Consider the following 24,924-nt stretch of genomic DNA (forward strand, 5'->3'; position numbering starts at 1 on the left):
CGGCCCGCCCACGGCGATGTCGTCCCGGCGGGCTGAGAGACTGGCAGCGGACATCGCCCGCCCGGCCGATGCGGGCGGGCCCACCGCGACCGGACAAGCAGAGGAACGAGAACGTGACCGAGCTGGACGAAGGCCGCAAGGGCGCACTCGACCGAGGACTCAGCATCCTGAGCCACCTCGCCGACGCGCGAGAGGCGTCCACGGCGGAACTGGCAGCCGCCGCCGACATCAGCCGCAGCGCCGCGTACCGGATCGTCGAAAAGCTCAGCCAGTACGACTTCCTCCACGCCACCTCGAACGGCCGCTGGCGCCTGGGCCCGGCCGCCGCCCGTCTCGCCATGGCCGCCGTCCACTCCACCGACGTGTCCGACGTCGCTCCCGAACTGCTCCGGGTCCTGGTCCAGCAGACCCGCGAAACCGTCAGCCTCGGCGTCCTCAGCGGCGACGAAATGGTGTTCATCTACCGCGAACGCGGCCCCCAGTCGGTCAGCGTCAACGCTGAACTCGGCGCCCGCAGGCCCCTGCACGCCACCTCGGTCGGCAAGGCCTACCTCGCGGGCCTGGACCCCCGCGAGCGAGCGGACCTGCTCCGCACCCTCACACTGACACCCTTCACCCCGCGGACACTCACCACCGCCGACGCCCTCGAACACGACATCACCACGGCCCAGGCCCGCGGCTGGACCGAGGAGCACGGCGAGTTCGACCTCGCCAGCGCCTGCTGCGGCGCCCCCATCTTCGATCACACCGGCCATGTCGTGGCCGCCATCAGCGTCGCCGGCCTCAAGGACCGCGTCGAACCCGCCCTCGACCGCCTCGGCCCGCTGGCGGTCGCCACGGCAGACGCCATCTCGCGGCGGCTCGGACACAATCCGGGGCTGTAAGGCGGTCGGTGCGACTCGGGTGCTGCGACGTCAGCCGCGCGGTGAGCGCGTCTCCGGCCGGTGCGAAATCCCCTGTGGACCCCCTGGGCGGTACGTCCGTGGCCCCGATTGTGTCCCGGGCGTGTCGAGGCCGTCGGTCAGGCGGTTGAGGAACCGGGTGAAGGTGGCCTCGGGGGTGAGGGAGCGTCCGGGGGCCGCGAGGGCTTCGGCGAGTTCCGGGTGGTGGCCGTCGGCGGCGACGGTGGCGAGATAGCGGGCTTCGGCCGCCAGCCGGTCGGGCGAGCGCGCCGCCGCGGCCTGGGCGAGTTCGTGGCCGACGTGCGCGGCCACGAACGAGGTGAGCTGGGCGAAGATCTCCAGCTTCGCGGCGCCGTCCAGTCCGGTGGGGCGCAGCACGGCGAGCGCGTGTTCCAGGAAGGCCAGGGTGTGGGGCCCGGGGGCGCGGCGGGTGGACAGGGCGGCGGGCAGCCAGGGGTGGCGCAGCATGAGGGCGCGCTGGAGGTGACCGATGGTCTTGAGGTCCGCACGCCAGTCGCCGGTCGGCACGGGGACGGTCAACGGAGCGCCGCCGGAGGGTCGTTCGGCGCCGGTCGGCGGTTCGCCATCGGTCAGCGGTTCACCATCGGTCGCCGGTTCGCCATCGGCCGGTTGTTCGGCGCCGGACAGTGGTTCACCATCGGTCAGCGGTTCACTATCGGTCGGTAGTTCGGCGCCGGTCGGCGGTTCGCCATCGGTCGGCGGTTCACCGCCGGTCCGCCGTTCGGCGCCGGCCCGCAGTTCGCCGCTGACGTGGTCGACCATCAGCTCCAGCAGCGTCCCCTTGTCGGGGGCGTAGCTGTAGAGCGACATGACGCTGACGCCGACCTGCGAGGCGACCCTCCGCATGGTGACCGCTTCGAGCCCTTCCGCGTCCGCCAGGGCGACGGCCGCCGCGGTGATCGCCTCCCGGCTGTGGGCGGGCCTGCGGCCCCTGCGGGGCTGGGTCGAGCCCAGCCAGAGCCGTTGGGGGTCGATGCCCCCGGCGCCCGGTCCTCCGTCACGGGTCACGGTTCTCGCGCCCCCTTCCTCGATCACGGCAGCCAGCCCCTTGTGGGCGTCATCCAAGCATGCCCTATTCTCGTACGCTGTACGTAAATGACGAAGGGGGCACCATGTCATCACGCACGCACGGCCCTGTGCCGAAGCCCGCCTGGGCGCCGCCCGCCGGGAAACCGCCGCTGTCCGCACGGATGATGAGGGCGACCTGGCGCCGCCTTCCGGCCCGGCTGCACGACGTCGGGTGGGAGCCGGGGCTGGTGGTGCCGGGGGCCGACGGCAGCCCGCTGATCACGGACCACTACTTCCCGCGCGCGGAGGGCGACTTCCCCACCCTTCTCGTGCGCTCGCCGTACGGCAGGGGGCTGCCGTGGTCGCCCATGTACGGCCTGCTCTTCGCCGAACAGGGCTTCCACGTGGTCCTGCAGAGCTGCCGCGGCACCGGCGGTTCGGGCGGCGCGTTCGACCTGTGGCGCAACGAACCGGCCGACGGCCGGGCCACCGTGTCCTGGCTGCGTGAACAGCCGTGGTTCAACGGGACGCTGGGAACCGTCGGCCCCAGCTACCTGGGCTACACCCAGTGGGCCCTCGCCCTGGAACCGCCGCCGGAGCTGAAGGCGATGGTGGTGCAGGTGGGGCTGCACGATCCGTACGCCCTGTTCCACGCCGACGGCGTGCTCCGCCTGGAGACCGCGCTCGCCGTCGGCGCGGGCATGACGTACCAGCACCAGGGGATGGCGCCCTTCCTCCGGTCCACCCTGCGTCTCCAGCGCCGTCTGCGCGATGTCGTCGACGCGCGGCCGCTGCGCGGCGCGTACGTGCCCGCTCTCGGGGGCGAGGTCCCCTGGCTGGACGACGTGATGGCGCACCCGGACGCCGAGGACCCGTACTGGCGCGGCGCCTCGCTCGCGGAGGCGGCGCGGACGTGCCGCGTGCCCGTCGGGCTGATCACCGGCTGGCAGGACGCCCTGGTCGACCAGACCTTCGAGCAGTACGGCAGGCTCCGCCGGGCCGGCGGCGAGACCGCCCTGCTCGTCGGCCCCTGGACCCACGCCTCGGCACTGCAGCAGGGGTGGCCCGAGGTGTTCGCCGAGAGCCTCGCGTGGCTGCGCGCGCACCTGTGCGACGACCCCTCCGGGCTGCGTCCGACCCGGGTGCGCGTGCACGTCGGCGGGGAGGACGGGCGGCGCGATCTCGACGACTGGCCACCGGCCCCGGACGCCGCCTTCCCCTGGTACGCCGCTCCGGAGGGGGTACTCGTCCGGCAGCCCCCCACGGACTCCCGGCCGCTGGTCTCGTTCCGCTACGACCCGGCCGACCCCACCCCGTCCGTGGGCGGCCCCCTGCTCTCCCCCGCCTCCGGTTCCCGGGACAACGGGGCCCTGGAGGCCCGGGACGACGTCGTGACGTTCACCGGTCCCCCGCTGACCGAGCCCCTGGACGTCCTCGGGCCGGTCTCCGCGCGGCTGAGCGTCTCCACGGACACCGGTCACGCCGACGTCTTCACCCGCCTGTGCGACGTGGACGCGGAAGGCCGCTCCGTCAACGTCTGCGACGGACTGGGCCGGTTGCGGACGACCGGGCAGGAACCCGCGCGGGTCACCGTGCCGATGAGCTCGACCGCCCACCGTTTCGCCGTCGGCCACCGCATACGCTGGCAGATCAGCGGAGGCGCCCACCCCCGGTACGCCCGCGGGCCCGGCACCGGGGAGTCGCCGGTGGAGGCCACCACCTTCACACCGGTGCGGCTCACCCTCCACACCGACTCGGCGCTGGTGCTCCCCCATGGCGGCGAGGTCGGCGACGTCGCGTAACCCGCTCGGCGCCCCGGGGATCGGCCCACGGGCCGGGCCGCCGGGGCTGACGGGACGGTCAGGCGTCCTCCTTCAGGAACAGTTCGACGACGGGGACGGCCACGTCGGGGCGGATGATCGGCAGGGTGAGGGTCAGGGTGCCCGCGGGCTGGCCGCCGAGGCCGGTGGTGAGGGCCTTCACCGAGGGGTCGATCTCGCGGAACGGGATCTCCGAGGCGTCGTTGAGGAGCTGCGCGTACGCCACCTTGCCGCCGAGCCCCGGCAGGTGCAGGTGTTCGAAGGGCCAGGCGAACAGGTGGAGGTAGAGGCGGTCGCCGCGCCGCGTGTAGCGGGTGTCGGCCGGGGCGCGGAAGGGGGCGGGGCCGGCGCCGCGGATGGAACGCTCGTGGCGGCGCATCCACTCCCCTATGCCCTCCAGGGCCGTGATCGCCGTCGCGTCGAACTCGCCACGTCCGGTGGGGCCGACGTTCAGCAGCATGTTGCCGTTGTTCGAGACGCCGTCGACGAGCATCCGGACCAGGAGGTCGACGCTCTTCACATTGACGTTGTCACGGTCGTACCCCCAGCTGCCGTTGAGGGTCTGGCACGCCTCCCACACCACGGGGACGCCGTCGGCCTCCATCGGGCGGTCGGGCTGGTACTGCTCCGGTGTGACGAGGTCGCCGGGGATGTCGAGCCGGTCGTTGACCACGATCTCCGGCTGGAGCCGGCGGGTGAGGGCGAGGAGTTCCTCCGCGCCCCAGTCCTCGGCGCCCTTGCCGTTCCACACGTCGTGGTGGTCGTCCTGCTTGTAGGAGAAGTCGTAGAAGAGGTAGTCGATGGTGCCGTACCCGGTCAGCAACTCCTCGACCTGACCGTGCAGATAGGCCCGGTACCGGTCCATGTCCCGGCCCTCGTTGAGCCGTTCGATCTCCTCGGGCGCGTCGTCGCGGCGCGGGTGGTGGCCGTCGATCGTGAAGTCGGGGTGGTGCCAGTCGATGAGCGAGTGGTAGAAGCCGACGCGCAGTCCCTCGGCGCGTACGGCGTCGACGAACTCGCGGACGAGGTCCTTGGCGATGGGGGTGTTCATCGACGTGTAGTCGGTGAGCTTGGAGTCCCAGAGGCAGAAGCCGTCGTGGTGCTTGGTGGTGAGGACCACGTACCGCATGCCGGCCTTCTTCGCGGCGCGCGCCCACTCCGTGGGGTCGAAGAGGTCCGGCTCGAAGTGGCGGAAGTACGTGTCGTAGTCCGCGTCCGTCGTCCGCTCGCGGTTCTTCACCCACTCGTGGCGGGCGGGCAGGGAGTAGAGGCCCCAGTGGATGAACATGCCGAAGCGGTCCTCGGTGAACCAGGCGGGGACAGTCATGTCGGTCGGATCCTTCCGTGCTTACGTGGGTGGGGTGCGGAGCCGGTGTTCAGCGGCCGCCGAGGCCACTGGTGACGATGCCCCTGACGAGGTGTTTCTGGAGGAGGACGAGGATGATCACGGTGGGCAGCATGGAGACCACCGACGCGGCCATGACCAGGTTCCACTGGCTGCCCTGCTGGCCGAAGAACGCCTGGAGGCCGAGGGGGATGGTGGCGCGGGCATCGACATCGTTGATGACGACGAGCGGCCAGAGGAAGGAGTTCCAGTAGCTGATGAAGGTGAAGACGGCCAGGACCGCGAGGGTCGGACGGGCGAGCGGCAGCATCACACTGAAGAAGGTACGGACGGTGCCCGCGCCGTCGACACGGGCCGCGTCGTCGAGTTCCTGGGGGACCGTCAGGAAGAACTGCCGGATGAGGAAGGCGCCGAGGGCCGTGAACGCCCACGGCAGGATCAGCGCCTGGAACGTGTCGACCCATCCGACGCCCTGCATCATCACGTACATGGGGATGACGAGGACGTCCTGCGGGATCATCAGCGTGACCAGGAAGAGCAGGAAGACGAGGTTCCTGCCGCGCCAGCGCAGCCGCGAGAAGGCGTAGCCGCTGAACGCCGCGACCGCGAGGTTGACGGCGGTCCCGAGGGTGGCCACGAGCACGCCGTTCAGGATGAAGCGGGCGAACGGCAGATACGTGAAGACATCCGCGTAGTTCTGCCACTGGATGGCGGAACCCCACAGGGTGGGCGGGTTCGAGAAGGTCTCGGAGTCGGGCTTGAGGCTGGTCGCCACCATGTAGATGAGCGGCGCCATGAAGAGCAGGGCGATGAGGCACAGGAGCGCGTAGCCGATCGCCCGCCGCGCCCGCGAGCCCGCGCCGGCCCCCGGGCGGGGGCGGCGGCCGGTCCCGGCGCCGGTCCTCCGGGGCGCGGCCGTGGTGCCCGCCCCGCCGGCTGTGATCGTCCGCGTACCGCTACCCATAGTGCACCCAACGCTTCTGGCCGAGGAACTGGACCGCCGTGATCCCGAGGATGATGACGAACAGCACCCACGCGCCCGCCGAGGCGAGTCCGAGCTGCTGGTTCTGGAATCCGGTGTTGTAGATGTACTGGACGAGCGTCTCGGTCGAGGTGCCCGGACCGCCCTTCGTCAGCAGGAACGGCTGCGCGAACACCTGGAACGAGGTGATGAGCGTCATCATCGTGGCGAAGAAGACCGACGGTGAGATGGCCGGGAACTTGATGCGCCAGAACGTCTGCCACGGGCCCGCGCCGTCGAGTTGCGCGGCCTCGATCAGATTCTCCGGCACCGCGTCGAGCGCCGCCGAGAAGATGAGCATGTTGTAGCCGAAGCCCTGCCAGACGCTCATCGCGACGATCGCGAACATCGCCCACTTCTCGTCCGCGAGGAAGTTCGGCGCCTGCGCCCCGACCGTCGACTGAAGTGTCGCGTCGATCAGCCCGTCGGGCTGGTACAGCATCCGCCACACCACGACGTTCGCCACGATCGGGGTCACCGTCGGGATGAAGAACAGCACCCGGAAGATCTGCCGGTGCCGGATCCGCGGGGTCAGCCAGGCCGCGAGCCCGAGCGAGATCACCAGGTTCAGCGGCACGTACAGCACCACGAACCCGACCGTGTTGAGGATGACGGTCCGGAAGACCGGGTCCGAGAACAACCGGGTGTAGTTCCCGAACCCGTCCCACGAACGCTCCCCGATCAGGGGCCAGTTCATGAAACTCACGAAGAGGGAGGCGAGGATCGGGACCACCGTGAAGACGGCCAGTCCGATCGAGTGGGGCGCGGCGAACGCCGCTCCCCACCAGGAGCGCCGCGCGCCCGCCTCCTCCGTCGCTGTCGTGTCCGCCGCGTTCAGCGTGTCCGCCTCGTCCGCCGCGTTCGCCGTATCGTTTCTGCCCGGCGCGTCCGCCACGCCCTTCACCGCCCGACTTCTTCCGTCCTCGTCACCGGGAGGGACCGGTGACGGCACCACCGTGCTCCTCACCGGGTGAGCTGCCCCGCGACGGACTTCATCGTCTCCGTGCCCGAGGACTGGCCGTTGACCGCCTGGATCGCGTACTGGACGAACAACTGGTTGAGCTGGTCGCTCTGCTTGTTGCCCGGCAGCGGGGTCGCGTTCTTCTGCGCCACGGTGAACAGGAACTCGGCGCCGTCGATGCCCGCGTTGTCGTACCAGGCCTTCTGGGCCGCCGTACGCGCCGGGAAGGCCCGGCCCTGCTGAGCGAGTGAGGTCAGGGTCTTCTCGCTGGTCATCGTCTCGATGGCCCGGTACGCCTGCTCGGGGTACTTGCACTGCTTCGATATGCCGAAGCCGGAGCCGGCGGAGAAGCTCGAAGGACCGGAGGTGCCGGCCGGGATGGTGGTCACCCCGAGCGGGAACTTCACCTTCGCCTTCTGCTGGAGCAGCGACCAGGGTCCGTCGATGTAGAGGCCGGCCTTCTGGTCGACGAACGCGTTGTCGTCGGCCGAGCCGTCCGCGCTCGCCTGGGTCGCCTCGCCCTTCTTCACCAGTCCGGAGAGCCAGTCGAGTCCCTGGGCGAACTTCGCGTTCTCCGGTTCGAGTTGACCGTCCGAGGTGATGACCCGGCCGCCGTTGTAGCCGAGGATCATCGACTCCAGGTTGAGGTCCTCGACCGAGGAGGCGAGCATCGGCTTGCCCGCCGCCTTGAACTTCGCGGCGGCCGCCTCGAATTCGGCGACGGTCCACCCCGGCGTCGGTGCCGCCGCGCCGACCTGCCGGAAGAGGTCCTTGTTGTAGAACATCATCAACGGGCCGGTGTCGTACGGCAGGGCGTAGAGCTTGCCGCCGACCTTCATGCCGTTCAGCGCCGTCGCGTCGAACGCCGGCAGGTCGGTGCCCGCACTCTTGGCGTACTCGTCGATCGGGCGCAGGACGTCCGTGTAGTTCGCCGCCCGGAGGCTCTGTACGGTGACGATGCACGGCGCGCCGCCGGTGCCGAGCTGGGTACGGAGCTTGGTCCAGTAGTCGTTGAAGGGGGAGCCCTGGACCGTGACCTTCGGCCCGCCGTCCGCCCCGGCCCCGTCCGCGACCTTCTGCCAGGCCGCCTTGTCCGCCGTCCCCGAGATCCACATCGACCAGACGAGGCTGTCCTTCGACTGACTCGACGTGCCCGTGCTGGAGGAGCATCCCGTCAGTGCGAGCACCATGGCGGCGCCCACCGCCGTGGCACTCACGCAAAGCCGTTGTTTCATTGCGACATCCACTTCATTGTGTATCGGTGCTTCACTGGGGTGGTACGGAGCCGGGTCCTTCCTCGTGCCGCGCCCATGCCGCGCCATCGGGGTAGGAGAAGGTGGTCAGGGACGTGCCGAGCATCTCGGCGCCCGCGCCGGGCGCCGACGGCGGCCAGTAGTGTCCGTCGTGGACGTCGACCGGTGTGACGAAGTGTTCGTGCAGGTGGTCGACGTATTCGAGGAAGCGTCCCTCGTCGGTGCCCGACACCGCGACGCGGTCGAACATCGAGAGGTGCTGTACGGCCTCGCACAGTCCGACGCCGCCCGCGTGCGGGCAGACGCGGACGCCGTGCTTCGCCGCGAGGAGGAGGATGGCGATGTTCTCGTTCACACCCGCGACGCGGGTCGCGTCGATCTGGAGCACCGACACCGCCCGCGCCTGGATGAGCTGTTTGGCGACGACCCGGTTGGGCATGTGCTCGCCGGTCGCGACGGGTACCGGGGCGATCCGGCGGGCGATCTCGGCGTGGCCGAGGACGTCGTCCGGGCTCGTCGGCTCCTCGACCCAGGCGAGGTCGTACGGGCTGAGGCGGTCGATCCAGGCGACGGCCTCCTCGACGTCCCACCGCTGATTCGCGTCGACGGCGATGGCGACACCCGCGCCGACGGTCTCCCGGGCGAGGCGCAGCCGTCTGATGTCGTCGTCGAGGTCCCCTCCGACCTTCAGCTTGATCTGCGTGAAACCGTCCGCGACCGCCTCGCGGCAGCGGGCGACCAGCCGTTCGTCGTCGTAGCCGAGCCACCCCGGCGTCGTCGTGTAGGCCGGAAATCCGCGCGCGAGGAGGTCACGGCGGCGCTCGGGGCGCCCCGGTTCGGCCTTGCGGAGCAGTTCCAGGGCCTCGTCGCGGGTGAGCGCGTCGCTGAGGTAGCGGAAGTCGACCAGGTCGACGATCTCCTCCGGTGACATCCCGGCGAGCAGGTCCCACAGTGGCAGCCCCGCCCGTTTCGCCCGGAGGTCCCACAGGGCGTTGACGACGGCGCCGATCGCCATGTGCATCACGCCCTTCTCGGGGCCGAGCCAGCGGAACTGCGAGTCGTGGACGAGCGAGCGCCACGTACCGCCCATGTCGGCGCAGAGCGCCTCGGCGTCCTCGCCGACGAGCCGGTCGCGCAGCGCGTCGACGGCGGCTGCCTGCACCTCGTTGCCCCGGCCGATCGTGAAGACGAAACCGGCCCCGACGTGGCCGTCCGCCGCGTCCGTGGCGATCTCGACGTACGCCGCCGAGTAGTCGGGCGACGGGTTCATGGCGTCCGAGCCGTGCTGCTCCCGTGAGGTGGGAAACCGGACGTCCCGCGTCGACACACTCGTGATCCGGCTCACTGGGGCTCCTTGTCCTGATCCATGCGCTGCTACCGCGAGAGCAAGCCAACGCCCAAGGCGTTCCGCGCATCAAAACATCGGATGTATCGAGTGTCAAGGGATCAGATCTCCCCTCAATGCAGCGTTATTGAGCCGTGAACCGACACAGAGTTTGGATGAATCACCGAGGGTGTTCGACCCTCCGCACAGAGGGTGCGCATACATCAGGCCACCCCCCGGAATTCGAAGGGTGGCCTGATGTATGCGTACCGGAAGCAGCGGCAGATCAGCGGCAGTAGGGCACCGGCGACAGGTTCTCGACGTACCGGGCGGCGACATAGCCCGGGCGCCCGTCGCCGAGGCGGTACCAGAGGCGGTTGCCGTCCACGTTCTGGCCGACGACCTTGCAGGACAGCGCGATGACCGTGCCCGGCCGGATACCTCCGAGGTAGGCCGAGTCCGAGGTCGGCCGCTCCCGGATACTCAGGGTGAGCCGCGAGACGACCCGCCCCTTGGGCTCGACGGCGGGCGTCTGCGTCTGGGACGCGGCGGGCGTCTGCCCCTGCGACGCGGGGGACGCGGCCGGAGGAGCGGGCGGGGCCGGGGCGGCCGCCGCCGGGGCGGCCGTCAGGGCCGCGGAGCCGGCGAGTGCGAGGAGCGTGAGCGCGGCAGCGGAAGCAGCGGCGGCGGCACGGCCCTTGATACGGAGTGCGGACATCATCATCCTCTTTCCCTTTTGGGCGTTACCTCCTTATGGCATGCCGGGCGGCGCGCTCGCCAGGGTGAAACGGATTCCTCACCCGGATAGGTAGCCTCACCGGGATTCTCGTCAGATCGCCTTACCGGGATTGAGGATGCCGTGCGGGTCGAACGCGGCCTTCAGCCGGTGGTGCAGCGCCACACTGTCCGGGCCGAGTTCGTCGGCGAGCCACCGGCGCTTGAGCGTGCCGACGCCGTGTTCCCCGGTGAGGGTGCCGCCGAGGCGCAGGGCGGTGGCGAAGATGTCGGAGGCGGTGTCCCAGGCCGCGTCCGGCAGCTCCGCGAGCGCCGGGTCGATGACGAGGATGGGGTGGAGATTGCCGTCGGCGGCATGGGCGAGGGTGTAGACGGGCACGCCGTGGCGCGCCGAGATCGTCTCGATCTCCCGTACCGCCTCGGCCAGCCTGGAGCGGGGCACGGCGATGTCCTCGATGAGGGGCCGGCCCAGGCGCTCCAGGGACGGCAGCGCGAGCCGGCGCGCGGCGAGCAGGGCCTCGGCCTCGCCCTCGTCGTCGGTCAGTTCGACGGAGGTGGCGCGTCCGTGGAGGAGCGCGGCGACCCGCGCCGCCTCGGCCGCCGCGCCCGCGCCGTCGCACTGGACGAGCAGCAGCGCACCGCCCCGGCCGCGCAGGCCGGAGCCCGTGGCCTCGTCGATGGCGGCGAGGACCGGACCGTCCAGCAGTTCGGCCATGGCCGGTTCGATCCGGGCGGCGGTGAGCGCGGTCGCGGCGTCCGCCGCGTCGGCGAAGGTGGTGAAGTACGCGGCGAGCGTCGAGGTCGCGACCGGGAGGGGCCGCAGCCGTACGGTCGCCGCCGTGATCACACCGAGCGTGCCCTCCGAGCCGGTGAGCAGCGCCGTGAGGTCGTAGCCGGTGACACCCTTGACCGTACGGCGGCCGGTGCGCAGGAGGGTGCCGTCGGCGAGTACGGCGTCCAGACCGAGGACGCTGTCGCGGGTGACCCCGTACTTGGCGCAGCGCAGGCCCCCGGCGTTGGTGGCGATGTTGCCGCCGATGGTGGAGAGGGCGGCGCTGGCCGGGTCGGGGGCGTACCGCAGTCCGTGCGCGGCGGCGGCGCGGTCCAGATCGGCGGTGATCACACCGGGTTCGACGACGGCGAGCTGGTCGTCGGGGGCGATCTCGACGATACGGTTCATCCGGGCCAGGTCGAGGACGAGCGAGCCCTCGGGGGCGGTGGCGCCGCCGGAGAGTCCGGTGCCCGCGCCCCGGGGGACGACGGGGACACGCAGGGCGTCGGCGTGGCGCAGCGTGGTCCGTACGTCGTCGGCGCGCGCGGCGTGCACGACGGCCATGGGCTGGCCGTCGGGGCGGGTGCCGGAGCGGTCGGTGGCGTACGGGGCGGTGGCGGCCGGGTCCGTGGTGAGGCGGTCGGGGGCCAGGTCACGGGCGAGGAGGCCGAGGAGCTGGGCGGCGGCGGTGGCCTGTTCGGTGGGCTGATGCGCGGGGTGGTGGGAGGGGTGGTGGGGCTGATGGGTCTCGCGGGGTGGCTGATGTGGCTGGTGAGGTGGCTGGTGGGTGAGGGTCACGTGGGCTCCTCGGTCGGGTCGGACGTCCCGGACGTCGTGGTCGGCGCGGATGCCCCGGCCGTCACGGATACCCCGGCCGTCGCGGATGTCCCGGTCGGGTCGGGTGCCCCGGTCGGGTCGGGGTCCGCCGTGCTCGCCCACGCGCTCAGCGCCGACGTCCCGATGGCCAGGAGCGCGGTGTCCTCCTGGGGCGCGTGCACCGGCGCGCACTGGATGTCGCGGAAGTGGCACTCCAGCGGGTTGCCACGGGTGAGGACGGGGTTGCCGAGCAGCCGCAGCGCGGTCCGGACGGCGGTGGTGGCGTGCCGGGTGGCGAGGATCTTGGTGCCCAGCGCCTGCTCGGGTGAGCGCCGCGAGTCCGGCGTCCGGGAGGAGCGGGACGGCCTGGATGTCGGTCCACCGCAGACCGGCCCGCTTCAGCAGCGCGTAGAGGAAGTACTGGGCCGTGGTGTTCTTGACGTAGCCGACCTTCTTTCCCTTGAGCCGGCCGATGCCGGTGATCTTCGATCCCTTGGGGGCGACGACCTCCTGCAGCAGGGTGTTGGCCTTCATGACCGCGACGACCTTGAAGTTGGCCTTGCCGTCGGCCGCCGCGAAGACGGGCGGGATCCCGCTGGAGGCGGCGACGCCGAGCGCGCCCGCCCGCATGGCCTGCCGTTGCAGGTCACCGCCCTGGAACACACTCCACTTCACCTTGTACGGCGTGTCGTCGAGGCCCGCGAGCTTCAGTACGGCCTGGTAGCGCGCCCAGCCGGTGTCCCCCACCGCGAGGAGAGGACGAGCGCGAGCGCCGAGGCGATCAGGGGTGGTCTGCGGAAGCGGGGCATGGTGGTTCCTCAAGGACGAGCGGGCGGGGCGGAGTGAAGGAGGGCGGGGGCTCAGGCGGCGGCGCGGGCCTCGCGAGAGGCGAGTTCCTGCCGTACCAGCGGCAGGACGTACCGCGCGTAGTCGATCGCGTCGTTGAGCGGGTCCCAGCCGCGGATGGAGAGCAGTTCGCAGCCGATGTCCACGTAGTCGAGCAGGGCGGCGGCGACGGTCTCGGGCGAGCCGACGAGCGCGGTCGAACTGCCCGCCGCGTTGGTGGCGGTGGCCAGCGGCGTCCACAGCGCGCGGTCGTGCAGATCGCCCCGGGCCGCGATGTCCAGCAGCCGCTGCGAGCCGACGTTGGCGGGCCGGCCCGCGCCCGGTGCCGGATAGTGGTTGGCGTGCTGGTGCCGCGCGCGCTCGGCGGCGCCCTCCTTGGCCCGGCCGAGGATCTGGTGCGCCTTCTCCCAGGCCAGTTCGTCGGTGGGGGCGATGATCGGCCGGAACGACACCCAGATACGCGGCCGGGGCCGGCCCGCCGCGTCCGCGACGGCGTGGACGGCGGCGATCTGCTCGGAGGTCTCCTTCAGCGGCTCGCCCCAGAGCCCGAAGATGTCGCCCTGCTGTCCGCCGACCCGGTACGCGTCGGCCGAGGAGCCGCCGACGGAGACGGGGATGGTGCCGTGGTAAGGCGTGACGTCGGAGACGAAGTCCTCGAACCGGTAGTGGGTGCCCTCGTGCGAGACGGGCCCGTCGGCGGACCAGACCTTGCGCAGGATCCGGATGTACTCGTCCGACCGGTCGTACCGCTCGCTCTTGCCGAGGTAGTCGCCCTCACGGCGCTGCTCCTCGTCGCTGCCGCCGGAGATGATGTGCACGGCCAGCCGCCCCTTGCTGATCCGGTCCAGGGTGGCGAAGGCGCGGGCCGCGTGCGTCGGGAAGACGACGCCGGGGCGGTGGGCGAGCATCGGCTTCAGCCGCTCGGTGTGGGTGGCCACGAACTGGGCGAGCTGAAGGGCGTCGGCGGACGACGAGTGGTAGGCGACCAGTGTGTAGTCGAAGCCGCCGTCGTCCAGGGCGCGGGCGTAACGGCGGGTGAAGTCGGGGTCGATGCCCCGGCCGAAGGTGGAGGTTCCGTCGAAGGTCGGGTTGGGGTGGACGGCGCTGATGAATTCGACAGGCATGGCGGGGGACTCCTGACAACTGGTCCGAAGGCGGTCGAGGTCGACGGGCGGGGTTACGTGACGGAGAGGCCGTTACGGCGGGCGAGGCTGCTACGGAGAGGCCGTTACGGCGAGGCTGGTACGGAGAGACGGTTACGGAGAAGCTGGTACGGCGAGGCTGGTGTCGACGGAGTCGGCGACCTTGACGTTCGGGTCCAGGACCTTGATGCCGTGCATCGTGTCCGCGACCTTCTGGACCGCCCGCGTCACCTCGGGGGTGACCGGGACCAGTTCGCCGTAGCTCTGGTTCACGATGGTCTTCGCGACCTCGGCGGAGGCGCCGTTGTTCTTCCGGATCGCGGCGGCGTACGCGTCGGGGTGGTTCCTGGCCCACTCCAGGGCGGTGCCGAGGCGCTTGACCGCGTCCGCGAGGGCCGGCTTCTTGGCCCGGTCGGCCAGCGCCTTTTCGGAGGCCCCGATGAAGCCGTAACCGCTGACCAGCCCGTCTTCGCCGTTGACGATCTCCCGGCCGCCCTGCTGGGTGGCGACCGCCTTGTAGACGCCGAAGATCGCCCAGGTGTCGATCTTCCCGGCGCCGAAGGCGGCCTGCGCGTCGGTCGGCAGCAGATACTTGACCTTGACGTCGGAGTACGAAAGACCGGCCTGCTGAAGGGCGTTGGCGAGCAGGTACTCGGAGATGCTGCCCTTGGCGGAGGAGACCACGACCGTCTGCCCCTTGAGGTCCGCCACCGTCCTGATCTTCGAGTTCTTCCGGACGACGATGCCGACGGCCGTCCCGTCGTTGCGCAGCGCGGCCACCGCCTTGATCGGCACACCTCCGCTGAGCGCCTGGAGCGTGGGCAGATCGGCGGCGTACGTGGTGTCCGCCGCGCCGGCCTGCGCGGCCTGGAAGAGCGGCGCCGCGCCCTCGAACTCGGCCCATTTCACCTGGTACGGGGCGCCCTTGAAGGCGCCCGAGGCGTTGGCCAGGGTCTGGAGGTTCTTGGCCTGGTCGCCGAGGGTGAGGGTGACGTCGGAGGCGGCGGCCGCCGGCCCGGAGGCCGTACCGTCGCTCTCCGTACCGCATCCGGCCGTCACCAGGGCGAGGGCGGACAGGGCGAGGGCGACAACGAGGGTGCGCGTACGAGTGCGGGTACGGACGCGGGTCATGTGAGCCTTCCTTCCAGGGATTTCGTGCCCGGGGCCGGGTCGGGGTCGGGGTCGGCAGCGGAGGTGGAGGCCGAGGCGTCCCGTACACCGAGCCAGGACAGCAACTGGCCTCGCAGCGCGACGAATTCGGGCGAGCCGAGGCTCCGGGGGCGGGGCAGGTCCAGGGTCACCTCGTGCGCGATGCCGCCCGCGTCCATCACCAGGACCCGGTCGGCCAGCAGCAGCGACTCCTCCACGTCATGGGTGACCAGGAGGATCGAGCAGCCGTGGCGCTGCCACAACTCCCCCACCAGCCGCTGCGCGGTCGCCCGGGTCAGCGCGTCCAGCGCGCCGAAGGGCTCGTCGAGCAGCAGGAGTTCGGGGTCCCGTACCAGGGCCCTGGCGAGCGAGACGCGCTGTGCCTCGCCGCCCGACAGGGTCTTGGGCCACACGCCGGCACGCTGCTCGATGCCGACCTCGGCGAGCCGGCGGGTGGCGAGTTCCCGGTCCGGCCTGCCGGGCAGGCCGAGGACGACGTTGCGCCACACCTTCAGCCACGGCAGCAGCCGGGGCGACTGGAAGGCGGCGGAGCGGCGGCTCGGTACGGTGACCTCGCCGCTGATCTCGTCGTCCAGCCCGGCGAGGATGCGCAGCAGGGTGGACTTGCCGCAGCCGCTCTGCCCGAGGAGCGCCACGAACTCGCCCTGGCGGATGGTGAGATCGAGTCCGTCGATGACGGTCCTGCCGTCGAAGGTCCGGGTCAGTCCCCGGATCTCCACGCTCGCGTCCGTCCCCTGACCCATGCTCGTACCGGTCGTGCTCGTGCTCGTACCGCTCGTGTTCGTGTTCGCGCTCATCGCGTGTCCTCACGCCCCGTCGCCGTCGAAGGATGCCCGCCAGCTCAGCAGGCGTCTGGAGAGCACCCGGACGATGAAGTCGCAGATCAGCCCCAGTACCGCGTAGACGGCGAGGCAGAGCACGATCACATCGGTACGGAAGTACTGCTGGGCGTTGCTCATCAGGTAGCCGATGCCGTTGCCGGCGTTGACCTGCTCGGCGAAGACCAGCGCCAGCCACGCGGTGGACAGCGCGTACCGCAGCCCGATCAGCGCGCCGGGGAGTGCGGACGGCAGGATCACGTAGCGGATCAGCCCGAGTCTGCCGAGGCCCAGCATCCGTGCCGCCTCGATGAGCTGGGAGTCGGCGGAGCGGATGCCGCCGTAGATGTTGAAGTAGAGGGGGTACGTGACGCCGAGCGCCACCAGGGCGATCTTCGGGGTCTCCTCGATGCCGAACCAGACGATGAACAGCGGGATCAGACCCACCCACGGGATCGCCCGGAACATGCCCATGGAGGAGTCGATGACGTCCTCGCCCAGCCGGAAGAGGCCGGCGGTCAGGGCGAGGGAGAGCGCGATCACGGCGCCGATCACGAAGCCGGTCGCGGCGCGTTTCCCGGACGCGCCGATGGCGCTGGGGAGTTCGCCGTTGGCGGTGAGTTCCCATGCCTGGCGTACGACGTCGACCGGTGAGGCGAGGACGCTCGAAGGAAGCACACCGGTCGCGCTCGCCGCGTACCAGGCGAGGAGCACCCCGACGGGTCCACTCGCGCGCCGCGCCCACCGGGGGACGCCCTTCCCGGGCCGGGCACGGCGCCCGGGCCGGATGGTGAGACGAGGAGCGTCACCCGGAGGCGATGGCCGGGCCGGGCCTGCGGCGGGTGGCGGGGCGGTGCCGGGGGCGGCGTGCTCCTGCACTGACATCTCGGTTCCTCTCGGTCAGCCCGGCAGGTGGCCGGTGGCTGCGGGACGGGCGGGGTCGGCGGACCAGGCGGACCAGGAGCCGGGGAAGAGCGCGGCGTCGGTGCCGGCGAGGGCGAGCGCGGCGATCTGGTGGGCCGCGGTGACACCGGAGCCGCAGTAGACGGCGACGGGTGTGCCGTCGCCCGCGCCGAGGGCCGCGAAGCGGGAGCGCAGGGCGTCCGGCGGCAGGAAGGTCCCGTCGGCGGCGAGGTTCTCGCCGGTGGGGGCCGAACGGGCGCCCGGGACATGGCCCGCCCGGGGGTCGACGGGCTCGGTCTCGCCCCGGTAGCGCTCGGCGGCGCGGGCGTCCAGCAGGGTGCCCGCGCGGGCCAATGCGGCGGCCTCGTCGGCGTCGACGGTGGGCAGATGGCCCGCGGTGAGGGTGATGTCCCCGGGTTCCGCCGCCACTTCGCCGGTCTCCAGCGGGAGCCCGGCGGCGCGCCAGGCGCCGAGCGCCCCGTCGAGCAGCGTCACCTCCGCGACGCCCGCCCAGCGCAGCAGCCACCAGGCGCGGGCGGCAGCGGTGTTGCCGCTGTCGTCGTGGACGACGACCGGCCGCCCGGCGCTGATCCCCCAGCGGCGGGCCGCCGCCTGGAGGACGTCGAGGTCGGGCAGCGGGTGCCGGCCCCCGTGCGGGGAGGCGGGCGCGGCGAGTTCGGTGTCGAGGTCGGCGTGGACGGCGCCGGGGATGTGTCCCGCGCGGTAGTGATCGCGGCCGTGCGGGTCGCCGAGGGCCCACCGTACGTCCAGGACGACGGGCGGTTCGGCGGAGGCGAGCAGGCCCGCCAGTTCGGTGACCGTGGTCAGGACTCGGGGCGTCGCGGCATGGGGAGGGTGGGTGGCATGGGCGGGCATACGGTCGCCTCCGGCGGGGGTGAGGGCGTCTCGGCGGTCTCGGCGAGGGCAGCCGGCTTCCGCCGGGACCGCGCGCGTACGGCGGTGGACGCGTATGAGGTCGGACCGGGCGGGAGATACGGCGGAACGGCGGGCTCTCCGGGGCGGCGGGGCCCCTTCGGGACCATCGGGGAGGTACGGCACGACACCCGCCGGACGGCGGCGGGGGCACGGGACGTGGCTCAGCGAGGGAGCAGAGGGAACAGCGGAAACAGCGGGAAAAGTGGGAGCCGAGCGATCAGGACGATCAGGACGCTCGCGTGACCGGACCGGTCGGAGCAGTCATACCGGCGGGAGCGATCAGGATGATCCCGGTGTTCCGGTTGTTCAGCGACAGCGGGCGCTGTTGACGAGGCCGAAGTCGACCACGCGGCGTTGCGTCAGCGGCGCGCCCACGGCGGCGGTCCGCCGGGCGTCGAAGGGGGTCGGCTCGACGGCCGCCCCGTGCACGGTTCGCAACATGCCCCCAGCATGGCTGACGTACGCCGCACACGTCCAACGACGATTCGCACTCATCATCGATCACGTTTCCTGATCGATCGGTGCTAGCGTGCGGCCATGGCACCCGTTCTGGACATCACCGCGCTGCGCAGCCTCGTCGCGGTCGCGGACCGCGGCGGCTTCCACCGGGCCGCCGAGGCCCTGGCGCTGAGCCAGTCCGCGGTCAGCCAGCACGTTCGGCGGCTGGAGAAGACCCTGGGCCGTCCGGTGGTCGAGCGCGCGGGCCGCGGCACCCGGTTCACGGCCGACGGCGCCCGCCTGCTCGAACAGGCCCGCCGCATCATCGCCGTACACGACGAGGCCGTCCGTACGCTGCTCGGGGACGCCGGGGACTCGGTCGTCATCGGCTCCACCGAGCACGCCGCCGACCAGATCCTGCCGCTGCTCACCGCCGCCGTGCGCGAGGCGCGGCCCGAGTGCCGGGTGCGGTTCCGGATCGACCGCTCGGCCCGGCTGGTGGAGGCCGTGGAGCGGGGCACGGTGGATCTGGCCGTGTACGTGACCGAGGCGGCGGGCACGGAGGGCACCCCGGTCGGCGGCCTGCCCCTGAGCTGGTACGCGGCGCCCGGCTGGGTGCTCCCCGAGGCACCGGCGCCGCTGCCGCTGGTGGCCATCGAGGACCCGTGCGCGATCCGCCGCCGGGCCCTGGGCGTACTCGCGGAACGCGCCATCCCCACCACCGTGGTCTGTGACGCGGGCTACCTCGCCGGGGTCCTGGACGCCGCGCGCGCCGGTCTCGGCGCCGCGCTGCTCGCATCGGTCGGCCAGGGGCCCGACGGCCTGACCGAACGCCATGACCTGCCGCCGGTACCGGCGATACGGATGAGCGCGCACGCCCGGCGGGGCGCCGACCCCGTCATGGTGGCGGGCGCGGTCGCGGCGGTCAGCGCGCTCCTCTCGGCCGGCCCAGCCGCCGCCCGGGACTCCGGCTCAGCCGCCGCCCCGGCCTGACACCGGCCGCGCGGGGCGGGCGGGGGCCCCGGCGTCCGGTGCGGTGCCGTCGTCGGCGACGAGATGGCAGGCGACCTGCCGGCCTCCGGCCGCTCCCGGCGGGTACGGCAGCGTCCGCGGCTCCGGGCGCTCGGTACGGCAGCGGTCCACCGCGACCGGGCAGCGGGTGTGGAAGCGGCAGCCGGGCGGAGGCGAGAGCGGGCTCGGCAGTTCGCCGCTGAGGACGATGCGCTCACGGGAGCGCTGGACGACCGGGTCGGGCACGGGCGCGGCGGAGAGCAGCGCCTGCGTGTACGGGTGCTTGGGCGAGGCGAACAGCTCGGCGGTCGGGGCCAGTTCGACGATCTCGCCGAGGTACATCACGGCGATCCGGTCGGCGAGGAACTCCACGGCCGCGAGGTCGTGCGTGATGAAGAGACAGCCGAACCCCCGGTCGCGCTGGAGGTCGGCGAGCAGATTGAGGACGGCCGCCTGGACGGAGACGTCGAGCGCCGAGGTCGGCTCGTCGGCGATCAGCAGATCCGGGTCGACGGAGAGGGCTCGGGCGAGAGAGACGCGCTGCCGCTGGCCGCCGGAGAGTTCATGAGGGTGCCGGTCGATGTACTCGGGCCGCAGCCCCACCTGGGCGAGGAGCCCGGCGACCCGCGCGCGGGCGGCCTCGCCGCGGGCGATTCCGTGGAGACGCAGCGGTTCGGCGACGATCCGGCCGACGGTCATCCGCGGGTCGAGCGAGGACGACGGATCCTGGAAGACGAGATGAAACTTCTCGCGCAACGGCCGCAGGGCCCGGCGCGAAAGGCGCGTGATGTCGGTCCCGTTGATCCGTACGGTTCCGGAGGTCGGCTCGTCGAGCCGTACGGCACACCGCCCGACCGTGGACTTCCCACTCCCCGACTCCCCCACCAGGCCGAGGACTTCGCCCCGGGCGACGGTGAGGGTGACCCCGTCGACGGCGCGGACCGTGCCCCGGCCCGCGGGGAAGTGTCGTGTCAGGGACGCGAGTTCGAGGACGGGTGGGGATTCTTCCGTACGCTCCGTACCTTCCGGGCGAGCGCCCTGGGCCGAGGTGACCCCATCGGTTGTCACGCGCTCTCCTCCTCGCCGACGGGCGGGCCATCGGTGCCGGGCGCCTCACCGGCCGGGTGCCGGCAGGCGACCAGGTGGTGCCCGGCGTCGGGCACGGGCCCGAAGGCGGGCCGGGCTCCCGTGCACCGGTCGTCGGCGCGGGCACAGCGCGGGGCGAAGGTGCAGGCGTCCGGTTGTTCGTCCAGGCTGGGGACGAGTCCGGGGATCTCCGTCAGCCGGCGCTTGACGGCTCCGGTCTCCGTACGAGCACCCGTACCCACACCGGCAGCACCCGCACTCACACCCACACCCACACCGGCGCCCGGGCGCAGCACCGCGCCCAGCAGTCCCGCCGTGTACGGGTGCCGGGGCGCGGCGAACAGGTCGTGCACCGGAGCCTGTTCGACAGCGCGGCCCGCGTACATCACGAGCACCCGGTCGGCGGTGTCGGCGACGACGCCGAGGTCGTGCGTGATCAGGACGATCGCCGTGCCGAGCCGTTCCCGCAGGGAGTGCAGGACCTCCAGGATGCCCGCCTGGACGGTGACGTCCAGCGCGGTGGTGGGTTCGTCGGCGATCAGCACCCCGGGGTCGCAGGCCACGGCGACGGCGATCACGACGCGCTGCCGCATGCCGCCGCTGAGCTGGTGCGGGTACTCCCGGGCGCGCCGGGCCGGGTCCGGGATGCCGACCAGTTCGAGGAGTTCCACGGCCCGCTCCCTGGCCTGGCGTCTGCCGAGCCCCTGGTGTCCGCGCAGCACTTCGCCGATCTGCCGGCCGACGGTGAGAACCGGGTTGAGCGAGGTCATCGGCTCCTGGAAGATCATCGCGATGTCCTTGCCGCGCACCTTCCGCAGCTCCTTGTCCGGCGCGCCCGCGAGTTCCCGGCCGCCGAGCCTGATGGAGCCGGTCACCGTCGCGGTGGGCGGCAGGAGGCCCATGACGGCCAGGGAGGTGACGGACTTGCCGCACCCCGACTCCCCCACCACGGCGAGGACTTCACGGGGTGCGAGGTCGAACGAGACGGAGTCGACGGCGTGTACGGTCCGGATGCCGGCGGGTTCGCCTCCCGCGTGGCCGGAGCGGAACGACACCGACAGGTCACGCACGCTCAGCACGGGCGGCGGGCTCATCGGGTGCCTCCCCGGGGGTCGAGGACGTCGCGCAGCCCGTCGCCGAGCAGGTTGAAGGCGAGGGTCGCGGCCACGATCGCCAGCCCGGGGAAGACCGCCAGCCAGGGCGCGGGGGCGAGGAAGGACTGGGCGCCGGAGAGCATCACGCCGAGTGAGGGTTCGGGGGGCTGGACCCCGAGGCCGAGAAAGCTGAGCAGGGCCTCGCCGATGATGGCGGTGGGGATGCCGACGGTGGCCTGGACGAGGAGCGCGGAGGACGCGTTGGGCAGGATGTGGCGGCCGAGGACGGTGGCGTCGCCGCCGCCGTTGGCCACCGTCGCCGCCACGTAGTCGGTGTGTTTGAGCCGGAGCGTCTCGGCTCGGCTGATCCGGATGACGGCGGGGATCTGCGCGATGCCGATGGCGATGGTGGCGTTGGTCAGCGAGGGGCCGAGGACGGCGGCGAGACCGACCGCCAGCACCAGGAAGGGGAAGGCCAGCATGGTATCGGTGAGCCGGGAGACCGCGCTGTCGGCGAACCGGCCGTAGTACCCGGCGAGCAGGCCGAGCGGTAGGCCGACCGCGAAGGCGAACGCCACCGCGACCACGCCCACCTGGAGCGAGGCGCGGGCGCCGTACATCATGCGGGAGAGCTGGTCGCGCCCGAGGTCGTCGGTGCCGAGCCAGTGCGCGAGCCCCGGCGGGGCCAGGGCGTCGGTGAAGTCCGGCCGGGCCGGGTCGTACGGGGCGATCAGCGGGGCGAGGAGTCCGGCGAGCACGAACACCGCGGCGATGACGGACCCGGTGAGCGCGAGCCGGTTCGCCCGCAGGGCCCGCGCCCGGGGGCCGTGTACCACGGCGCGCGCGGCTCGTACCGCCACGGCCCGCGCGGCTCGCACCGCCGCCGCGGCGCCGGCGGCGTCCGGCCCGCGCACCGTACGGACGGATGGGGTCACCGGGCACCTCCGAGCCTGATCCGCGGGTCGATCACCGAATAGACCGTGTCGACCAGCAGGTTGATGAGGATGTACGCCGTGGCGGTGCACAACACCACGGCCTGCAGCGTCGCGTAGTCACGGGTGAAGACGGCGTCGATGGTGAGTTTGCCGAACCCGGGCAGGACGAAGATCTGCTCGGTGACGACGGCGCCGGAGATGAGATGGCCGAGCTGGAGACCGAGCACGGTCACCACCGTGACGAGGGAGTTGCGCAGCGCGTGGCCGCCGATGACCTGGCGTCGCGTCAGACCCTTGGCGCGTGCGGTACGGACGTAGTCGGCGGAGAGCGAGTCGAGCATGGCGGCGCGGGTCTGGCGCATCACGACGGCCGCGAGTCCGGATCCGAGCACGATCGAGGGGAGCACCATACGGCGCAGGTTGTCGAGTGGGTCGGTGGTGAACGGCACGTATCCGGAGGCGGCGAAGACCGGCAGGGCGACCGCGAAGGCGAGCACCAGCACCATGCCGAGCCAGAAGGTGGGCACGGAGAGCCCGAGCAGGGCGATGGCGTTGGCGAGCCATTCCTCGGGCCGGCCGCGCCGTACGGCGGCGACGACCCCCGCTCCGATGCCGATGACGACGGCCAGCAGTAGGGAGAGCGCGGCCAGTTCGAGGGTGACGGGCAGCGCCTCGGTGATGGCGTCGGCGACCGGGAGTCCGGTACGGGAGGAGGTGCCCAGGTCGCCGGTGAGGGCGCGCGTGAGGTAACGCCCGTACTGGACGGCGATGTTGTCGTCGAGTCCGTAGCTCTCCCGGACGGCGGCCAGCGCCTCGGGGCTGCGTTCCTCCCCGGCGAGGGCGAGGGCGGGGTCGCCGGGCAGGGCCCTGATGCCCGCGAAGACGACGACGCTGACCAGGAAGAGGGTGATCAGGGACTGGCGCAGCCGGGTGAGCAGATAACGCGTCACCGGACGTATCCGGCGGTCGAGACGCGGACCAGTCCGTCGCCGTAGATCCGCAGCCCCGCGACCGTCTTGCCGGCGACGGCGTAGTTCTTCTGCCGGTAGACGTAGACGAGGGCGTGTTCGGCGTTCACCCGGCGCGTCAACTCCTCGTATATCGCGGCGCGTTCACGGAGGTTGGACTCGGTGCGGCCGCGGGCGATCAGCTCGTCGATCCGGGGGTCGGAGAGTCCGTAGGCGTTCATCGCGCCCTGAGTCCGGAGGAAACTGGCGATGTTGCCGTCCGGGTCGAGCCGGCCCGACCAGCCACTGGTGAAGGCGTCGTACGCGCCGTTGTCGGTCTCCTCCAGCAGAGTGGCGTACTCGGTGGGGCGCAGTGTGACGGCGAAGCCCGCCTCCTTGGCCATGGCCTGGACGACCTGGCCCAGTCTGCCGGACTCCGGGGTCGTGGAGACCTTCAGCTCCATCCGTACGGGCGTCTTCACCCCGGCCTCGGCCAGCAGTCGCCTGGCCCGTTCGGCGTCCCGTTTCGGACACTGCTCGGGCCGCACACCGGGGGCGATGGCGGAGCCGGGTGAGATGGGGCCGCAGGCCGGTTCGTACATGCCCTGGAAGACGACCTGGTTGATCAGCTCCCGGTCGAGGGAGAGCGCGAACGCCTCGCGGACCCGGGCATCCCGGGCGAGGGGGGTGTCGATCGGCCCCGGTTTCTCGCCGAGGCCCTTCACGTTGCCGACGTTGAGGCCGATGCCCTGGTAGCCGAGGGAGGGCGAGTTGAAGACCTGGAGCTTCGGTTCGGTCAGCGCGCCGCGGACGTCGACGGGGGCCATCTGGTCGCCGACCTGGACGTCGCCGGAGCGCAGATTGGCGAGGCGTACGGTGCCGTCGGGGATGGGCCGGTAGATCACCCGGTCGAGGTGGACGCGGTCCGCGTCGTAGTAGCGGGGGTCCTTGCGGAGCACGATCCGGTCGCCGCCGACCCGCTCGACGAAGCGGAACGGCCCGACGCAGGAGGGGTGGTTGGTGAAGTCCTTGCCGTATTTCCGCAGCGCCGCCGGGGACATGACCATCCCCGACCGGTCGGCGAGGACCCCGGTGAGCGGCACGTACGGCTGCTTGAGCGTGAGGCGTACGGTGTCGGGGCCGGTGGCCCTCACCCGTTCCAGCGGGGCGAGTTCGGTCGCGCGGGCGGAGCCCGGCAGATCGCGGTGGCGCAGCAGGGAGCCGACGACGGCGTCGGCGTCGAGCCGGGTTCCGTCGCTGAACCGGGCGTCGCGGCGGACCCGTACGGTGACGGTCAGGCCGTCCGCCGAGACGTCGGGCAGGGCGGTGGCGAGCTGCGGGACGATCGTGCCGTCCTGGTCGATGTCGTACAGCTTCTCGCACATGCCGGCGAAGACGGTGCGCCCGACGAGGGTCTGGGCGAGGCTCGGATCGAGTTTGTCGGGGTCCGAGTTGAGGGCGACGGTGAGCGTGCCGCCGTCGCGTACGGGCCGCTCGTCGGTCATCCGCACCCCGCCGACCTCGGTGGCGGAGGACTGGAGCGAGGCGCAGCCGGAAAGAAGCACCGTCAGAGCGACGGCGGCGGTCCCAAGAGGTGTACGGCGCACGAGGTTCTGCCTC

The 24,924-nt window shown here is 72.0% G+C and carries 22 protein-coding genes and 3 pseudogenes; 3 read left to right on the top strand and 22 right to left on the bottom strand.

Annotation, left to right across the window (positions count from 1 at the left end; all coding sequences use genetic code 11):
* Positions 1 to 113 precede the first annotated feature (113 nt).
* Positions 114 to 884 (top strand): IclR family transcriptional regulator, encoded by a 771-nt coding sequence (locus ACFXKG_RS05010; protein WP_384832452.1) that lies wholly within the window; start codon positions 114 to 116, stop codon positions 882 to 884.
* A gap of 30 nt (positions 885 to 914) precedes the next feature.
* Here ACFXKG_RS05010 and ACFXKG_RS05015 read toward each other — a convergent pair.
* Together ACFXKG_RS05015 and ACFXKG_RS05020 are read right to left on the bottom strand one after the other, a co-directional pair.
* A pseudogene (locus tag ACFXKG_RS05015) lies at positions 915 to 1,427 on the bottom strand (TetR/AcrR family transcriptional regulator C-terminal domain-containing protein); the annotation flags it as partial.
* A gap of 231 nt (positions 1,428 to 1,658) precedes the next feature.
* Positions 1,659 to 1,931 (bottom strand): annotated as a pseudogene (locus tag ACFXKG_RS05020) (TetR/AcrR family transcriptional regulator); the annotation flags it as partial.
* A gap of 185 nt (positions 1,932 to 2,116) precedes the next feature.
* Here ACFXKG_RS05020 and ACFXKG_RS05025 point away from each other — a divergent pair.
* Positions 2,117 to 3,733 (top strand): CocE/NonD family hydrolase, encoded by a 1,617-nt coding sequence (locus ACFXKG_RS05025; RefSeq protein ID WP_384832828.1) that lies wholly within the window; start codon positions 2,117 to 2,119, stop codon positions 3,731 to 3,733.
* Between the two features lie 58 nt (positions 3,734 to 3,791).
* On the opposite strand, the gene ACFXKG_RS05030 is transcribed toward ACFXKG_RS05025, so the two are convergent.
* The 15 genes and pseudogenes from ACFXKG_RS05030 to ACFXKG_RS05100 form a co-directional block, all read right to left on the bottom strand.
* Positions 3,792 to 5,078, bottom strand: coding sequence for an alpha-L-fucosidase (locus ACFXKG_RS05030; protein ID WP_384832455.1), 1,287 nt, complete (start codon positions 5,076 to 5,078; stop codon positions 3,792 to 3,794).
* Positions 5,079 to 5,127: 49 nt separating this feature from the next.
* Entirely contained in the window at positions 5,128 to 6,060 is a 933-nt protein-coding gene (locus tag ACFXKG_RS05035; RefSeq protein WP_384832458.1) for a carbohydrate ABC transporter permease, read from the bottom strand.
* Positions 6,053 to 7,021, bottom strand: coding sequence for a carbohydrate ABC transporter permease (locus ACFXKG_RS05040; protein WP_384832461.1), 969 nt, complete (start codon positions 7,019 to 7,021; stop codon positions 6,053 to 6,055). Before ACFXKG_RS05040 ends, ACFXKG_RS05035 begins: the two co-directional genes overlap by 8 nt.
* Positions 7,022 to 7,080: 59 nt before the next feature.
* Positions 7,081 to 8,295, bottom strand: coding sequence for an extracellular solute-binding protein (locus ACFXKG_RS05045; RefSeq protein ID WP_384832464.1), 1,215 nt, complete (start codon positions 8,293 to 8,295; stop codon positions 7,081 to 7,083).
* Between the two features lie 49 nt (positions 8,296 to 8,344).
* A complete protein-coding gene (locus ACFXKG_RS05050) occupies positions 8,345 to 9,676 on the bottom strand; it encodes an enolase C-terminal domain-like protein (protein ID WP_384832466.1) in 1,332 nt (443 codons plus the stop codon).
* A 265-nt stretch (positions 9,677 to 9,941) separates the two neighbouring features.
* The gene (locus tag ACFXKG_RS05055; RefSeq protein WP_384832468.1) at positions 9,942 to 10,373 is read right to left on the bottom strand and encodes an SH3 domain-containing protein; all 432 of its coding nucleotides are present in this window, start codon (positions 10,371 to 10,373) and stop codon (positions 9,942 to 9,944) included.
* A 111-nt stretch (positions 10,374 to 10,484) separates the two neighbouring features.
* Entirely contained in the window at positions 10,485 to 11,813 is a 1,329-nt protein-coding gene (locus ACFXKG_RS05060; protein ID WP_384832831.1) for an FAD-binding oxidoreductase, read from the bottom strand.
* A gap of 143 nt (positions 11,814 to 11,956) precedes the next feature.
* Complete coding sequence (locus tag ACFXKG_RS05065; protein WP_384832834.1) at positions 11,957 to 12,292, bottom strand: hypothetical protein; 336 nt, start codon at positions 12,290 to 12,292, stop codon at positions 11,957 to 11,959.
* Between the two features lie 52 nt (positions 12,293 to 12,344).
* Positions 12,345 to 12,608, bottom strand: a pseudogene (locus ACFXKG_RS05070) (ABC transporter substrate-binding protein); the annotation flags it as partial.
* Between the two features lie 230 nt (positions 12,609 to 12,838).
* Positions 12,839 to 13,948 carry an LLM class flavin-dependent oxidoreductase gene (locus ACFXKG_RS05075; RefSeq protein WP_384832471.1) on the bottom strand — a complete coding sequence of 370 codons (1,110 nt, stop codon included), beginning with the start codon at positions 13,946 to 13,948 and terminating at the stop codon, positions 12,839 to 12,841.
* 132 nt (positions 13,949 to 14,080) lie between these two features.
* The gene (locus tag ACFXKG_RS05080; RefSeq protein WP_384832474.1) at positions 14,081 to 15,097 is read right to left on the bottom strand and encodes an ABC transporter substrate-binding protein; all 1,017 of its coding nucleotides are present in this window, start codon (positions 15,095 to 15,097) and stop codon (positions 14,081 to 14,083) included.
* Entirely contained in the window at positions 15,094 to 15,879 is a 786-nt protein-coding gene (locus ACFXKG_RS05085) for an ABC transporter ATP-binding protein (RefSeq protein ID WP_384832837.1), read from the bottom strand. The genes ACFXKG_RS05080 and ACFXKG_RS05085 overlap by 4 nt, the downstream gene beginning before the upstream one ends.
* 63 nt (positions 15,880 to 15,942) lie before the next feature.
* Positions 15,943 to 16,839, bottom strand: coding sequence for an ABC transporter permease (locus ACFXKG_RS05090; RefSeq protein ID WP_384832477.1), 897 nt, complete (start codon positions 16,837 to 16,839; stop codon positions 15,943 to 15,945).
* Between the two features lie 15 nt (positions 16,840 to 16,854).
* Positions 16,855 to 17,733 (bottom strand): sulfurtransferase, encoded by an 879-nt coding sequence (locus ACFXKG_RS05095; protein ID WP_384832480.1) that lies wholly within the window; start codon positions 17,731 to 17,733, stop codon positions 16,855 to 16,857.
* A gap of 366 nt (positions 17,734 to 18,099) precedes the next feature.
* Positions 18,100 to 18,234, bottom strand: coding sequence for a hypothetical protein (locus ACFXKG_RS05100; protein WP_384832483.1), 135 nt, complete (start codon positions 18,232 to 18,234; stop codon positions 18,100 to 18,102).
* Positions 18,235 to 18,330: 96 nt separating this feature from the next.
* On the opposite strand from ACFXKG_RS05100, the gene ACFXKG_RS05105 reads away from it, so the two are divergent.
* Positions 18,331 to 19,224 carry a LysR family transcriptional regulator gene (locus tag ACFXKG_RS05105; RefSeq protein ID WP_384832486.1) on the top strand — a complete coding sequence of 298 codons (894 nt, stop codon included), beginning with the start codon at positions 18,331 to 18,333 and terminating at the stop codon, positions 19,222 to 19,224.
* Here ACFXKG_RS05105 and ACFXKG_RS05110 read toward each other — a convergent pair.
* From ACFXKG_RS05110 to ACFXKG_RS05130, 5 genes are all read right to left on the bottom strand, one after another.
* Positions 19,204 to 20,217 (bottom strand): ABC transporter ATP-binding protein, encoded by a 1,014-nt coding sequence (locus ACFXKG_RS05110; RefSeq protein ID WP_384832840.1) that lies wholly within the window; start codon positions 20,215 to 20,217, stop codon positions 19,204 to 19,206. The genes ACFXKG_RS05105 and ACFXKG_RS05110 overlap by 21 nt on opposite strands.
* Before the next feature lie 89 nt (positions 20,218 to 20,306).
* Complete coding sequence (locus ACFXKG_RS05115; protein ID WP_384832489.1) at positions 20,307 to 21,422, bottom strand: ABC transporter ATP-binding protein; 1,116 nt, start codon at positions 21,420 to 21,422, stop codon at positions 20,307 to 20,309.
* Positions 21,419 to 22,282: an ABC transporter permease gene (locus tag ACFXKG_RS05120; RefSeq protein WP_384832843.1), complete on the bottom strand. Its 864-nt coding sequence runs from the start codon at positions 22,280 to 22,282 to the stop codon at positions 21,419 to 21,421. Before ACFXKG_RS05120 ends, ACFXKG_RS05115 begins: the two co-directional genes overlap by 4 nt.
* 71 nt (positions 22,283 to 22,353) lie before the next feature.
* Positions 22,354 to 23,307 (bottom strand): ABC transporter permease, encoded by a 954-nt coding sequence (locus ACFXKG_RS05125; RefSeq protein ID WP_384832492.1) that lies wholly within the window; start codon positions 23,305 to 23,307, stop codon positions 22,354 to 22,356.
* Complete coding sequence (locus tag ACFXKG_RS05130) at positions 23,304 to 24,911, bottom strand: ABC transporter substrate-binding protein (protein WP_384832495.1); 1,608 nt, start codon at positions 24,909 to 24,911, stop codon at positions 23,304 to 23,306. The genes ACFXKG_RS05125 and ACFXKG_RS05130 overlap by 4 nt, the downstream gene beginning before the upstream one ends.
* Positions 24,912 to 24,924: the final 13 nt, after the last annotated feature.

Source organism: Streptomyces sp. NPDC059255 (assembly GCF_042752355.1).
Taxonomy (GTDB): domain Bacteria; phylum Actinomycetota; class Actinomycetes; order Streptomycetales; family Streptomycetaceae; genus Streptomyces.